General features: G+C 61.4%; 13 protein-coding genes and 1 pseudogene. 7 read left to right on the top strand and 7 right to left on the bottom strand.

All coding sequences use genetic code 11. From position 1 onward, the window contains the following. Window positions 1-84 precede the first annotated feature (84 nt). Both AU074_RS19880 and AU074_RS19875 read left to right on the top strand, forming a co-directional pair. Window positions 85-1,227, top strand: a complete 1,143-nt coding sequence (locus AU074_RS19880) for a glycerate kinase (protein ID WP_076016171.1) — start codon at window positions 85-87, stop codon at window positions 1,225-1,227. Between the two features lie 80 nt (window positions 1,228-1,307). Then, window positions 1,308-1,820, top strand: coding sequence for a GNAT family N-acetyltransferase (locus AU074_RS19875; RefSeq protein ID WP_076016170.1), 513 nt, complete (start codon window positions 1,308-1,310; stop codon window positions 1,818-1,820). On the opposite strand, the gene AU074_RS19870 is transcribed toward AU074_RS19875, so the two are convergent. Next, window positions 1,817-2,512, bottom strand: coding sequence for an aspartate/glutamate racemase family protein (locus AU074_RS19870; RefSeq protein WP_076016169.1), 696 nt, complete (start codon window positions 2,510-2,512; stop codon window positions 1,817-1,819). The two genes, AU074_RS19875 and AU074_RS19870, sit on opposite strands and share 4 nt — an antisense overlap. Before the next feature lie 126 nt (window positions 2,513-2,638). Between AU074_RS19870 and AU074_RS19865 the strand changes: the two genes are divergently transcribed. Then, window positions 2,639-3,133: a hypothetical protein gene (locus AU074_RS19865; protein WP_076016168.1), complete on the top strand. Its 495-nt coding sequence runs from the start codon at window positions 2,639-2,641 to the stop codon at window positions 3,131-3,133. Window positions 3,134-3,243: 110 nt separating this feature from the next. Here the strand turns inward: AU074_RS19865 and AU074_RS19860 are convergent, their stop codons facing one another. The 4 genes from AU074_RS19860 to AU074_RS19845 form a co-directional block, all read right to left on the bottom strand. Beyond that, window positions 3,244-3,465 (bottom strand): cbb3-type cytochrome c oxidase subunit 3, encoded by a 222-nt coding sequence (locus AU074_RS19860; protein ID WP_017480401.1) that lies wholly within the window; start codon window positions 3,463-3,465, stop codon window positions 3,244-3,246. Beyond that, window positions 3,465-4,892, bottom strand: a complete 1,428-nt coding sequence (gene ccoN / locus AU074_RS19855; protein ID WP_076016167.1) for a cytochrome-c oxidase, cbb3-type subunit I — start codon at window positions 4,890-4,892, stop codon at window positions 3,465-3,467. The genes AU074_RS19860 and ccoN overlap by 1 nt, the downstream gene beginning before the upstream one ends. A gap of 125 nt (window positions 4,893-5,017) precedes the next feature. Then, window positions 5,018-5,935, bottom strand: coding sequence for a pyridoxal-phosphate dependent enzyme (locus AU074_RS19850; RefSeq protein WP_076016166.1), 918 nt, complete (start codon window positions 5,933-5,935; stop codon window positions 5,018-5,020). A gap of 37 nt (window positions 5,936-5,972) precedes the next feature. Then, window positions 5,973-7,376, bottom strand: a complete 1,404-nt coding sequence (locus AU074_RS19845; RefSeq protein ID WP_076016165.1) for a sodium:solute symporter family protein — start codon at window positions 7,374-7,376, stop codon at window positions 5,973-5,975. Window positions 7,377-8,343: 967 nt separating this feature from the next. On the opposite strand from AU074_RS19845, the gene AU074_RS19835 reads away from it, so the two are divergent. Further along, the gene (locus AU074_RS19835) at window positions 8,344-8,970 is read left to right on the top strand and encodes a transcriptional regulator (RefSeq protein ID WP_076016164.1); all 627 of its coding nucleotides are present in this window, start codon (window positions 8,344-8,346) and stop codon (window positions 8,968-8,970) included. Window position 8,971: 1 nt separating this feature from the next. Here AU074_RS19835 and AU074_RS19830 read toward each other — a convergent pair whose 3' ends face one another. Together AU074_RS19830 and AU074_RS19825 are read right to left on the bottom strand one after the other, a co-directional pair. Then, window positions 8,972-9,349, bottom strand: coding sequence for a RidA family protein (locus AU074_RS19830; RefSeq protein WP_076016163.1), 378 nt, complete (start codon window positions 9,347-9,349; stop codon window positions 8,972-8,974). Next, window positions 9,346-10,311, bottom strand: coding sequence for a threo-3-hydroxy-L-aspartate ammonia-lyase (locus tag AU074_RS19825; protein ID WP_076016162.1), 966 nt, complete (start codon window positions 10,309-10,311; stop codon window positions 9,346-9,348). The genes AU074_RS19830 and AU074_RS19825 overlap by 4 nt, the downstream gene beginning before the upstream one ends. 114 nt (window positions 10,312-10,425) lie before the next feature. Between AU074_RS19825 and AU074_RS19820 the strand changes: the two are divergent. The 3 genes and pseudogenes from AU074_RS19820 to AU074_RS19805 all read left to right on the top strand — a co-directional run. Continuing rightward, a pseudogene (locus AU074_RS19820) lies at window positions 10,426-11,031 on the top strand (LpxA family transferase); the annotation flags it as partial. Window positions 11,032-12,001: 970 nt separating this feature from the next. Next, window positions 12,002-12,772 carry a FadR/GntR family transcriptional regulator gene (locus AU074_RS19810; RefSeq protein ID WP_076016161.1) on the top strand — a complete coding sequence of 257 codons (771 nt, stop codon included), beginning with the start codon at window positions 12,002-12,004 and terminating at the stop codon, window positions 12,770-12,772. A gap of 96 nt (window positions 12,773-12,868) precedes the next feature. Continuing rightward, window positions 12,869-14,071, top strand: a complete 1,203-nt coding sequence (locus tag AU074_RS19805; protein WP_076016160.1) for an ABC transporter substrate-binding protein — start codon at window positions 12,869-12,871, stop codon at window positions 14,069-14,071.

The following is a 14,071-nucleotide window of genomic DNA, read 5'->3' as shown; positions in this document are numbered from 1 at the left end:
ACCCCAGCCACTCTTGTGCAATGGACAGGCGTTATTGCCGGTGCCAACTGGCAGCATGGGCGTTATAAAAACCGGAGAAAGCCCATGAAAATCATCATCGCCCCCGACTCGTTCAAGGACAGCCTGAGTGCTGAAGGCGTGGCGAATGCCATTGCCGAGGGGTTGGCCAGCGTGTGGCCCGACGCCGAGCTGATCAAGTGCCCGATGGCTGACGGTGGTGAGGGCACGGTGGAGTCGGTACTCGCCGCCTGCCAGGGCGAGTTGCGCACCAACCGTGTGCAAGGGCCATTGGGTGACAGTGTCGACGCGCACTGGGGCTGGTTGGCCGAGAGCCACACCGCAATCATCGAAATGGCCGAGGCCAGCGGTCTGCAACTCGTGCCACCGGGTCAGCGAGATGCGTGTTCCAGCAGTACCTTCGGCACTGGCGAGCTGATCCGCGCCGCCCTGGATGCCGGCGCCCAACGCATCATCCTGGCCATTGGCGGCAGCGCCACCAACGATGGCGGCGCGGGGGCGATGCTGGCTCTCGGTGTGCAATTGCTTGATGCCGAAGAGGCAGCATTGCCCCTGGGCGGCCTGGCGCTGGCCAAGTTGTCGCGCATCAGCCTTGAGCAACTGGACCAACGCCTGAAAGAAGTGCGCTTCGAAATCGCCGCCGACGTGAACAACCCGCTGTGCGGTCCCCACGGTGCTTCGGCGATTTTCGGCCCGCAAAAAGGCGCCAATCCCCAGCAAGTCGAACAACTGGATGCCGCTCTTGGCCATTTCGCCGATCACTGCGCCAAGGTATTGCCCAACGATGTGCGCGACGAACCCGGCAGCGGCGCCGCCGGTGGCTTGGGGTTCGCCGCCAAGGCGTTCCTTGGCGCGCAGTTTCGTGCAGGTGTTGAAGTGGTCGCCGAGTTGGTAGGCCTCGAAAAAGCGGTGCGTGGCGCTGACCTTGTGATCACCGGCGAAGGCCGCTTCGACGCCCAGACCCTGCGGGGCAAAACCCCGTTTGGCGTCGCGCGGATCGCCAAACAGCACAACGTGCCGGTGATTGTGATCGCCGGCACGTTGGGTGAGGGCTATGAGCAGATGTACGCCCACGGTGTGGATGCCGCGTTCGCGTTGCCATCGGGACCAATGACCCTGGAACAGGCCTGCAGCGAGGCGCCTCGCCTGTTGCGCGAGCGCGCCTCGGACATCGCCCGGGTCTGGAAATTGGTGGCTGCGCGGCCTTGATAATTGCGGTGCTGGGCTCGCCATCCTGAGGCTTTGCCGCCTACACTGGCCCGCCATGTGTTTTCAAAGGATGAAACACCATGCACACACCTGAACCCAAAATCGTTATCACGCGCTTCACCGAGGCCCACCTTGACGGCGTCGCTGCGCTCTACAACGACCCGGCTGTCTGCCGTCAGGTGCTGCAAATGCCTTTCCAGTCGGTCGAGGCCTGGCGCAAACGCCTGGTGCAGGACAACGAACGGCGGCTACAACTGGTGGCGGTGCATGCCGGTGAGGTGATCGGCCAGCTCGGGCTTGAACAGTATTTGCGTGTGCGCCAAAGCCACGTCGGTTCGTTTGGCATGGGCGTGGCCACCGCCTGGCAGGGCAAGGGCGTGGGCTCCCGGCTGCTGAGCGCGGCGCTGGAGGTGGCGGATAACTGGATGAACCTGCACCGGGTGGAACTGACGGTGTATGCCGACAACGAAGCCGCTCACCGCCTGTACCACAAGTTCGGCTTCGAGACCGAAGGCCGGCTGCGGGATTACGCCGTGCGTGACGGCGCATTCGTCGACACCCTGACCATGGCGCGCATTCGCCAGCCTGCCTAGTCGTCCTGCAAGGCAAACGCCACCGCAGCCTGCGCATGCAGCTCGGTGGTGTCCAGCAGTGGCAGGTCGCTGTGCTGCGGCTTGATCAACAGACTGATTTCCGTGCAGCCGAGGATGATGGCCTGGGCGCCACGCGCCGCCAGGGACTCGATCACCCGTTGGTACACTTCACGCGATGCGTCGCTGATCACCCCGACACACAACTCTTCATAGATGATCCGGTGCACGGCCTGGCGCTCTTCCGCGTCCGGTACCAGCACGGTCAGCCCCTGTCCGGCCAGGCGTGACTTGAGAAATGCCTGCTCCATGGTAAATGCGGTGCCCAGCAGGCCCACGGTCAGGGTGCCGGCTTCCACGGCCGCCGCGCCGGCGGCGTCTGCAATATGCAGAAACGGTATCGACACCGCCGCCTCAATGCGCGGCGCCACCAGGTGCATGGTGTTGGTACACAGCACGATGCATTCGGCGCCACCGGCTTGCAGGCGGCGGGCGGCGTCTTCGAGGATCAGCGCCGCGTCATCCCAGCGCCCGGCGTGCTGGGCCTGCTCCACCGGGCCGAAGTCGACGCTGTACATCAACAGTTGTGCCGAACGCAGGGGCCCGAGCTGGTCGCGCACGCGTTGGTTGATGATGCGGTAATACTCGGCGCTGGACTCCCAGCTCATGCCGCCGATAAGGCCGATGGTGCGCATGCGATGCTCCTGAATTGGACGGGCGAGGGCACCACATTACCCAAGCGCTGCGCTTTAGTCATACGCCAGCGTGCGGCATCTGCCATGATCAAGGCTCGCAACATGGGTCACCCAAGGAACACGGCAATGGACGATGTACAACAACTGGGCGAGATGCTTCGTCATTACGCCGACAGCGAAGCCCACAAGAAGCAGCAGTTCGAAGTGCAGTCGGCCCATTGGGCGCAGAAGATCGGCGAGTTGTTCGGCCAGATCGAGCAGTGGCTGGAGCCGGTAAAGACTGTCGGCTTGCTGGAAGTGCAGCGCGAGGCGTACGTGGCTTCCGGCCCCAGCGTGCCGGTGGAGACTTCCACCTTCAAGACCGAGAAACTGACCATCCATATCGCCGGCAAACCGGTGGAGTTCGTGCCGGATGTGATGGGCGTTGGTGGTTTGATTTCGTTGTCGGTGATGGGCTTGACCGCTGCCCGCTACGGCAGCATTTCCCTGGTGTTGCTGCCGGGGAAAAACGACTGGTTGTGGAAGAAAACCAACGGCCTGAAAGACCCGGACACCTTTGGCTTCGATGCCAACTTCCTGGCGTTGCAGTTGCAGAGTCTGATTCCCCGCGAACGCGGCTAGTCGCTCAATGTGGTGCTTGTGTGGGAGCGGGCTTGCTCGCGAAAGCGGTGTGTCAGTCGCTGTATATGTTGACTGAACCACCGCTTTCGCGAGCAAGCCCGCTCCCACAATCAGATCTCTATATTGCCCCAGTCCTGCTTTGTTTCCTCAGGCGCCACCGCGTTGACCCGCTTGCCCGTGGCCAACTCAACCCGCCGCGCCACTTCCGGGTCATCGGCAAACGGCATCAGGCTGGCTTCATCCAGGCTCTCCTTCGATTGGCCCCGCAAGCAATACTCCACCGCGCCATACAGGCCGATCACCGCTGCCAGGTTCAGCGCTATCTCCCACATCAGGCGATCTGCGCGTCAAGCTGCGCCACCTTCAGGTCCGCCACGCGCACCGTGCGCCAGGTGTTGTACGCCATCAGCAACATGCCGCTGAGGAAGAACACCCCGCCGACAAAGCGCACCACAAACCCCGGATGGCTGGCCTGCAAGGCTTCCACAAAGGAGTAGGTGAGGGTGCCGTCATCGTTCACCGCCCGCCACATCAAGCCCTGCGTGATGCCGTTGACCCACATCGACGCGATGTACAGCACCGTGCCGATGGTCGCCAGCCAGAAGTGCATATTGATCAGCCCCACGTTGTGCATCTGCGCGCGCCCGAAGATTTTCGGGATCATGTGGTACAGCGAGCCAAACGTGATCATCGCCACCCAGCCCAGGGCGCCGGCGTGGACGTGGCCGATGGTCCAGTCGGTGTAGTGGGACAGGGCGTTGACGGTCTTGATCGCCATCATCGGCCCTTCAAACGTCGACATGCCGTAGAACGCCAGCGACAGCACCAGGAAGCGCAGGATCGGGTCGGTGCGCAATTTATGCCAGGCCCCGGAAAGCGTCATCATGCCGTTGATCATCCCGCCCCAGCTGGGCGCCAGCAGGATCAGCGACATCGCCATGCCCAGGGACTGCGCCCAGTCCGGCAGCGCGGTGTAGTGCAAGTGGTGCGGGCCGGCCCAGATGTACAGGGTGATCAGCGCCCAGAAGTGCACGATGGACAGGCGATAGGAATACACCGGCCGCCCGACTTGCTTGGGCACGAAGTAATACATCATCCCCAGAAAACCAGTAGTCAGGAAGAAGCCGACCGCGTTGTGCCCGTACCACCACTGCACCATGGCGTCGGTGGCGCCGGAGTACACCGGGTAGGACTTGAACCAGTCCACCGGGATCGACAGGTGATTGACCACGTGCAGCATCGCGATCACCACGATGAACGCACCGAAAAACCAGTTGCCGACATAGATATGCTGGGTCTTGCGCTGTACTACGGTGGTGAAAAACACGATGGCATAGGCCACCCACACCACCGTCATCCACACCGCCCCGGTGAACTCGATTTCGGCGTATTCCTTGGTGGTGGTGTAGCCCAGCGGCAGGCTGACCAACATGATCACGATCACCGACTGCCAGCCCCAGAAGGTGAAGGCGGCAAGCTTGTCCGAGTACAGCCGTACCTGGCAGGTGCGCTGTACTGCGTAGTAGCTGGCGGCGAATTGCGCGCTGCCGGCAAAGCCGAAAATCACCAAGCTGGTGTGCAGCGGGCGCAGGCGGCCGAAGGTGGTCCAGGGCAGGTCGAGGTTCATTTCCGGCCAGACCAGTTGCGAGGCGATCCACACGCCCATGGCCATGCCGACCACGCCCCAAACGATGGTTGCAATGACGAACTGACGCACGACCTTATAGTTGTAGGCCTGTGCGGTTGATGGTGGTTGCATGCTTAGTCCTCCCACGGTTCCAAGTGGGCGGCACTGTAGGAAGTATGGGCAGAACAATACAGACTCAGACCCGGGTCATTAATACGGATCAGCCACTCACCTGTGTTTTTCGCCGGTTACCCCCGTCAAGAAATCGTTTTCTGCCACTGCCCGACGGATTCCGCGCTGATACTTACCCCGCCACACACAATCACCACCACATCCTCAACCCCGGCAATCGCGGCATGCTCCAAATAAGCCACGGCCAACGAAACGCCGCACGCCGGTTCCACCAACTGCCTGAGATCATCGGCATACCGCGCCACGCCCATCATCGCGTCGGCATCGCTCAACACCACGCACTGATGGGCAAACCTGCAGATATGCTCAACCGGCCACGCCGCCACCTGGGTCGCGGCCAACGACTTGGCCAGGGTATCGATCTTCGCCAGGCGCACCGGTTTTCCAGCCTCCACGGCCGCAGCGAACGACGCTGCGCCTGCCGTTTCACAGGCAATCACTTTGCAGTCGAATCGCCGATGGCGCTCCAGCCCCGTCAGTACGCCCGCAAGCAATCCACCGCCACCCACGGAGGTCACGATGGCGCCCACCTGAGGGCAGTCCTCGAGAATTTCATCGATCATGCGGCTGTGACCTTCCCACAACAGCGGGTGATCAAAGGCCGGCACGTACAGCGCGTCCGGTGCTTCGGAAAATTGCAGCGCCAGCTCGTTGGATTGATCCCACAGATCACCGTGCACCACCACCTCGGCCCCGGCCTGGCGGATGCGCGCGCGGGTCGCTTCGGGGGTGGTGGTCGGCACCACGATCCGCGCCTGCAATCCCAGGCCCCGCGCCGCAAAGGCCGTCGCCAACCCTGCATTGCCGCCGGAGGGGCACACCACGGTGGTCTTGCCCTGGCTGGCCGCGTAGGCACACAACGTGGTCATCCCGCGCAACTTGAACGAGCCGCAAGGTTGCAGGTTCTCAAGCTTCAGCCAGATGCGTCGGGTAGCGGTGGACAAGCCGGGGTGCAGGATCAACGGGGTGCGAATCGGCAGCATTTCACAACTTCCTTATTGGTTGGGCTGCCATCCTACCTCAGCGGGTGGCCGGCACCAGCGGTTCAGCCGGTGTCTTGCAGCGTGTCACATGGCTGATGCCCATGATGATCAGCGGCGTAAACAAGGCAATGTAAGCGTTGTCGATGCCCCACGGATTACCGGCGAGAAACCAGCCCACTGTCGCCAGCAACGAGGCAATGATGCTCAGGAACGCACCCGTCGCCGTGCCGAATTTCGGTGCGTAGAACACCATCAACACCAGCACCGCCAGGGACGCGCGCAATGCCTTGCCGAGGAAGGCGATCATCAGCACCTTGTCCGACGTCAGCGCCAGGGCAATCGGCAACAGGCCGACGGCGATGGTCGCCAGGCGCACGAAGCGCAGGGACTTGGCGTCGCTTTTTTCCGGGTTGAACCACGGCTCATAGAAGTCCCGCAGCAACAACGTCGCCGAGCCCATGCTCACTGCCGAAATGGTGCCGAACAGCGAGCCGGCCAGGCCCGCGACTACCAGCCCGGCAGTCAGTTGGTCCATGCTGGCGATCAGGGTCGGGAAGGCTTGCAGCGAATCGACATTGGGGAACAGCACGGCGCTGCACATCCCGATCAATGCCGCGCCGATGCCGAACGGCACCATCAGCACCGCCACGTAGAAACACGCCCGCTGGGCCTTGCCCGCATGGCTGACGGTGTTTACCGCCTGGATCACGTATTGGGTAGAGAAGATCGAGCCGATACCGGCGATCATCCAGGCGATGATCTGGCCCCAGCCGACGGTGGTCCAGTCAAACATGCTGGCCGGCAATTGCGCCTGCAACTGGCCGATGCCGCCTACTTGCTTCAAGCCGAACCACAGGGCCAGGCCGACGCCGAGGTATTTCAAAGCGGCGTGGACGAAGTTGGTGTAGATCACCGAGCGCATGCCGCCGATGCTGACGTACGCCACCGAGACCACGCCGACGATCACGATTGCCAGGGTTCGGTCCACTTGCATTACGCTGGCTAATACGGCGCCGCCGCTGGCGTAGATCGAGACGGCGACGATTTCCAGGGCAAAGATGGTGATGATCGATGTGGCGAAGCGAGTGCGTTGGCCGTAGTTGCGTGCGAGTACGCCGGAGATGGTGTTGTCGCCCAGGTCTTTGTACTTGCGGGCCAGTAGCCAGGCGAAGAGTACGAAGCCGAGGGCCAGGGCGAACAGGTTCCAGGCGGCGGAGATGCCTACCTTGAAACCGGTTTGGGCGGTGCCGATGCTGACTGCGGTGCCGATAAATTCCGAGAGCATCAGGAAGCCGATCAGGAACGCCGGGAAGTGGCCACCGCCGGTGGTGTAGTTGTTGGCGCTGCGGGAATGACGGCGAACGCCGTAGCTGATCAGTGCCAGGCTCAGCATGTAAATGCCAGTGATGGACAGCACGATCCAGGAGGAGTGGGTGGGCATTTTTTTATACTCTTTAGGTATTTTTGTAATTGTGGGTAGTTTCCTCTGGCGTGTTTGCTTTCGTCTAATATCGGGTTGGTATGGTTTGATACTCTTTTGGTATGGGTGTATATCCGTTATTTAGGTAACGGCCACCTATGGTTTCGCTCTTACAGCGAGTCACTTTTGGCAAACGCCCGGAATGCCGGCCCAGCCAAAAGTAACCAAAAGGTCTTTGCCCCACCACTCGGCGCCTCGCCTAGGCTCGGCATGCCCGCACTCCGGCCATCGTGGTTGACGGGGCCCGCAGATCAAAATCACAAGCAGATCAAAAGCAGAGCACAGCGGCCTACCGGCCGGCTTGAGTGTTAGAAGCAGAGGCAAGATCCAGAGCGAAAGCAGAGCTGCTTTTCTGTGGGAGCGGGCTTGCTCGCGAAAAACCTGAGAGCGCCGCGTTCATCCAGAATGCCATCGTCATCGTTAACGACCTTCGCGAGCAAGCCCGCTCCCACATTTGGACCGTGCCCGCTTTAGCTTCTGATTTCGCTGTTGCTGTTGCTGTTGCTTCACCACACTCAAGCCGGCCGGTAGGCCGCTGTGCTCTTGATCTGCTTGTGATCTTGATCTTAGGCGCCCCGTTAAACCACGCTGGCCGAACGCAGGCTTTGGAGCGTGGGTAACCTGGCAGGACGCCAGGTTAGCCGTCCTGGGCCAGGGATGGCCCATGACGGCGGCCCACGGTCCAAAGCCGGAGTGAGGGCACACCGAGCATTAGCGAGGTGCCGAGTGGTGGGGCAAGAGCGTTTTGCTTACTTTTGCGCTTTTCAAAAGTGAGCCGCTGTAAGAGCGGAACCCATACAAGCCATCACCCAAATAACGGATATACCCCCCGACCATCCTCACACCTCAGCAAGGCTTCCGGTATATCCCCCGCACACTCCAAAAAAGCCAAATTGACGGTCTATCCACTACTGGATATGTTGTCTGAATGAAAAAGCACACTCCCGAACAAGCGGCCTTGATCAGCCAACTCGAACAGATTGCCGAAGGCCTGAGCAAGACCTTCAGCCCGTTTTGCGAGGTCGTACTCCACGACCTGCGCGACCCCCAGCACGCAATCATGGCCATCCACAACAACCTCTCCGGGCGTCAACCGGGTGACCCCGCCACCGAGCTGGGCCTGGCGCGGATCGCCGATCCCGATTACCCGCAGGTGATCGCCAACTACCAAAACCAGTTCGCCGACGGCCGCCAGGTCAAGAGCACCTCCATCGGCATCAAGGACTCCACCGGCAAATACGTGGCAGCCTTGTGCATGAACGTTGACCTCTCGCTGTTCCGGGGCCTGCAGGGCATGCTGGAACAATTCGGCTCGGTCAGCGGCGACCGGCCCGCCGAGTCCCTCGACCCGTCCGGCGCAGATGCCATTCGCGCGCGTATCGACCAGTTCGCCGCACGCCTGGCGACCACCCCGCGCGCCCTCAAGGCCGCCGACCGGCGCTTGTTGATGCAAGAGCTGAAAGAGGCGGGCGTGATGGACATTCGACGTGCCATGGAAACCGTTGCCTCGCACCTTGGGGTCTCGCGGGCGGCGGTCTACACCTACGCCAAATGACCTACGCCGAACGTGCCACGGCTTCGATTTCAATCAGGTAGCCGTGGTGCAATTCCGGCACCGGCACCACCGCGCGGGCCGGGCGGTGCTCCCCCAGCGCAGCGGCGTACAGGCCGTCAAATTCAGGCCAGTGCTTCACGTCCACCACATACACGGTGACTTTCACCAGGTCTGCGGGCGAGCCGCCTGCCGCCTTCAAGATCGCCAACAGATTGTCCAGGGCCACTTGGGCCTGTTCGGCAAACGACGCCTCAAGGTTGTGACGCCCATCGGGGCTCACCGGCAATTGCCCGGAGATGTACAGCGTGCCCTGATGACTCACGGCCTGGGCGTAGTGCCCGGCAGGCACCGAGGCTGCGGGGGTGTGGATGATGTTCATTGTGGAGTGCTCAGCAGCGTCGCATAGGTTTGGAGGTCGACGTTGCCGCCGGTCACGATAATGCCCACGCGTTGGCCCCGGAACTGATGCTTGAGGTTTCGCAGGGCCGCCAGACCAAGGCAGCCGGTGGGTTCCACGACCATTTTCATGCGCTGCATTAAGAACTTCATCGAGGCCACCAACTCGGCATCCGAGACGGTGAGGATATCGGTCACGCTCTCGCGAATGATCGGAAAGGTGTGGTGGCCCAAGTGCTGGGTCTGGGCGCCATCGGCGATGGTGGCGGGTGTGTCGATGTGCACGATGCTGCCGCTCCGGAATGAACGCTGGCCGTCATTCCCGGCTTCGGGCTCGACCCCGTACAACAGGCAATCGGGCGACAACGCACGGGTGGCCAAGGCGGTGCCGGAGAGCATGCCGCCACCGCCCAGGCCGACGAACAAGGCGTCGAGTGGGCCGGTAAATTCCAGCAGCTCCTTGGCGGCGGTGCCCTGGCCGGCCAGCACGTCCGGGTGGTCGTAGGAAGGGATCAGGGTCATGCCGTGTTGCTCGGCCAGAGTGCGACCGATCTGCTCGCGGTCTTCGGTGATGCGGTCGTAGAACACCACCCTTGCGCCATATTCCCGGGTAGCGGCGACCTTGGCGGCGGGGGCGTCGGTGGGCATCACGATGGTTGCCGGCATCTGCAACAAACGGGCGGCCAGCGCGATGCCTTGCGCATGATTACCCGAGGAAAATGCCACTACCCCGGCCTTGCGCTGTGCCTCGTCAAACCGTGAAAGCGCATTGAACGCCCCACGAAACTTGAACGAACCGGTGCGTTGCAGGTTTTCGCACTTGATAAACACCTGGGCGCCGGTCTCGGCATCGAGGGTGCGAGAGGTGTACACCGGCGTGCGGTTGGCGAAGCCCTCCAGGCGTTCGGCGGCGTTGATCACGTCATGGTACGAAGACGATTGCATGGAAGGGATCTCTCGAAGGTTGTTATCTGGATAAAATATCCATATCTGTACAAACTGTAAAGTCATGTTTCATGCTAGCGTTTCGGACTTCTCTGATCTGTAGAGGGCTCGACGTTGATTCGACTCACCGATTACATCGCTGATTTTTCTCGTTCTCCGCTGGCGCCCTGGGCTGATCTGGCGCCTTGGGAACTGGTTACCCAGGCGCCTGGCGTGGTTCGCCAATTGCTGGCGGGGCTGTCTGACGAAGATTATGAAATTCATGACGAGATTGCCGTGCACCGGACGGCGATCGTTGAAGTTGGTGCTGTTTTAAAAGCGCCGCTGATTGTTGGTGCTCACTGTTTTATCGCTGCTGGTGCTTACCTTAGAGGTGGTTGCTGGGTGGATGAATATTGCATTTTTGGGCCTGGCGCAGAGCTCAAGACATCCTTTGTTTTCAGCGGCAGCAAGTTGGCGCACTTCAATTTTGTCGGTGATTCGGTGCTGGGGCGCGGGGTTAATCTGGAGGCTGGGAGCATCGTCGCCAATTACCGGAACGAGCGTGACGACAAGCAGGTGCAGGTGCGCGTTGACGGGCAGTTGCAGGGTACTGGTTGTGACAAGTTTGGCGCGTTGCTGGGGGATCAGTGTCGGGTGGGTGCCAATGGGGTGTTGGCACCGGGGGCGGTGCTTGCGGCGGGGRGTGTGGTCAGGCGGGGGGAGGTTTTTGATTGTGAGGAGTGGGGGGTGGGGGTACATATCCGTTGCTGCGGTAACGGCGGCTTATGGTTCCGCTCTTACAGCGGGTCACTTTTGGCAAACGCCCGGAATGCCGGCCCAGCCAAAAGTAACCAAAAGGTCTTTGCCCCACCACTCGGTGCCTCGCCTGGGCTCGGCATGCCCGCACTCCGGCTCGGCTCCGCGGGCCGCCGCGACGGGCCATCCATGGCCCGGCGCGGCTAAATCGGCTTCCCTGCCGATTTACCCGCTCCACCGTGCCTGCTTGCGGCCATCGTGGTTGACGGGGCCCGCAGATCAAGATCACAAGCAGATCAAAAGCAAGAGCACAGCGGCCTACCGGCCGGCTTGAGTGTTAAAAGCAAAAACAAAGCTGCTTTTCTGTTTTATGTAGGAGCGAGCTTGCTCGCGAAAAACCTGAGACCGCCGCGTTCATCCAGAATGCCAGCGTCATCGTTAACGACCTTCGCGAGCAAGCCCGCTCCCACATTTGGACCGTGCCCGCTTTAGCTTCTGATCTTGCTGTTGCTGTTGCTTCACCACACTCAAGCCGGCCTGTAGGCCGCTGTGCTCTTGATCTGCTTTTGATCTTGATCTTAGGCGCCCCGTTAAACCACGCTGGCCGAACGCAGGCTTTGGAGCGTGGGTAACCCGGCAGGACGCCGGGTTAGCCGCGCTGGGCCAAGGATGGCCCATCGCGGCGGCCCACGCTCCAAAGCCGGAGTGAGGGCACTCCGAGCCTAGGCGAGGAGCCGAGTGGTGGGGCAAGAGCGTTTTGCTTACTTTTGCGCTGTTCAAAAGTGAGCCGCCGTAAGGGCGGAACCATAAGCGGCCCTGACCGCAGCAACGGATATACACACCCACCCCATTTACGACCCATCCAAACCAAAAACGACCCCCTCCGTTGACGCCCCACCCCAAACCCCTATTAAGTACTATTAATGCGCATTAATAGGATCAATCAACCACCATGCTAAGCCGCCCGTTGCGCCGCAAACGCCAGAAGCTCTCCGACGTCATCGTCGAGTCGGTCAAACGCTCAATCGTCACCGATGCCCTGAAACCCGGCGACCGTTTGCCCACCGAACGCGAGCTGATGGAAAGCTTCCAGTGCTCCAAAGGCTCCGCCCGCGAAGCCCTCAAGGCGCTGGAAGTCGAAGGCCTGGTCAACACCCGCACCGGCCCCAGCGGCGGCGCCTACCTCAACCAGGCCGGCACCGAACCCGCCAGCCGCGCCTTGCGCAACTACCTGCACTTCCAGCACCTGGACGGCGAACAGGTCTACCAACTGCGCAAAGTCATCGAAGTCGAACTCGCCGTCTCCGTGCTGGGCCACCTGAGCGAAGACGACTACCGCGCCCTCCAGGACAACGTCGATTTCTGCAGCGCCCCCGAAGACAGCGAAGCCGGCCAACGCGAACAACGCATCGCCGAACTCGAATTCCACAACCTGCTGGCCAAGGCATGCCCCAACCCGCTACTGAGCTTCATGGCGCAATTCCTCAACGACCTGCTGCGCGACCTGGTCGTCCTGAAAAAAGCCTACAAACCCAAGCGCAAGCAATTCGACGCCGCCAACCTCGACTACCACAAGCAACTGCTGATCGCCTTCCGAGCCGAAGACGAAGCCACCGTACGCAGCCTGATGCACGAACACATGTGCGACGCCGAACACCACATGACCGCCCTTGAAGGTGAAGTCAGCCCGCACTTTCTATTGGAGTTCGATCACAACCACTGACACCCCCCAACCCCCAATAAAAGGCCTGACCACAGGCCGTGCTCCACCGTATCGCCATTGCCACTCCTGCCAATAACTAATCCAGGGAGTCACCCCATGCAGCGTCGTACGTTGTTGAAAGCCAGTCTCACCGCCGCAGCCGCCCTCAGCCTTCCGCTGAGCGTGCGTTCTGCATTCGCCGCCGAGCCCTTTACCTTTTACGGCCTCAAGTCCATGTCTGGCGCCTTTGCCAGCTATGGCAAATTTGCCGACATGGGTTCACGCCTCGCGGTGGAACAACACCCCGAGCTGCTCGGTCGCCCGTTGGTCTACAAGGTGATCGACACCGAAGGCAACGCCGGCAAGGCCGTGCGCAAGGTCCAGGAAGCAATCCAGCAGGACGGTGCACGCTTCTTCCAGGGCTGTACCCTGTCGTCTTCGGCACTCGCGGTGGCCAAGGAAGTGAGCAAGGCCGGTGGCGTGTTCATGACCCCGGTGGGCGCCGATGAAGTCACCGGCAAGGACTGCAACAGCGCCACCTTCCGTTGGTCGGTACCGACTTACGGTGCGATCCGCGAGACCATCGTGCCGCTGATCAAGCTGCTGCCCGACGCCAAGCGCTGGTACACCATCACCCCGCAATACGTGTTCGGTGAAGCCCTGCTCGAAGGCGCCAAATCGGTGCTGGCCGAGCATGGCCTGGAACACGCCGGCAACAGCTACCACTCGCTGCAGGAACAGGAATTCTCCGGTTACCTGACCAACGCAATCGCCGCCAAACCCGATGTGCTGGTGCTGCTGAACTTCGGCAGCCAGTCGTCCAACACCCTGCGCCAAGCGGTGAACTTCGGCATCAAGGAGCGCATGAAAGTGCTGCTGGTGTGGTCCGCCGGCCTCGATCAGTTTCAGGAGCTGGGCAGTGACGTACTGGAAGGCGTGTACCTCGGCGCGCAGTACTGGCATCAGGTCGACACCCCGCTCAACCGCGATTTGGTGAAACTGACCAAGGCCAAATACGGCATCAACCCCACCTACCCGCTGGCCGCTGACTACATCAGCACCAAGGTCATGCTCGAAACCATCATCTCCACTGGCAGTTTCGACGGCCCGACCGTGGCTAAGGCCATGCAGGGCTTGAGCTACGAAGGCCCCACTGGCAAGGAATCGATCCGCGCCGGCGACCATCAGGTGATCAAGGATTACTACCTGCTGGTAGGCAAGGCCGCCGCCGATATGGCCGACAAGGACGACCTGGCCAAGGTGCTCAGCTCCGGCCAGTCGTTCCCACCGGTGGAAGCCACGGGCTGCGTGCTCGGCTGA

This window comes from Pseudomonas sp. ATCC PTA-122608 (genome assembly GCF_001952855.1).
In the GTDB taxonomy this organism is placed as follows: domain Bacteria; phylum Pseudomonadota; class Gammaproteobacteria; order Pseudomonadales; family Pseudomonadaceae; genus Aquipseudomonas.
Note: the sequence above shows the minus strand (reverse complement) of the source record. Positions and strands in the feature narration are given on the sequence as shown.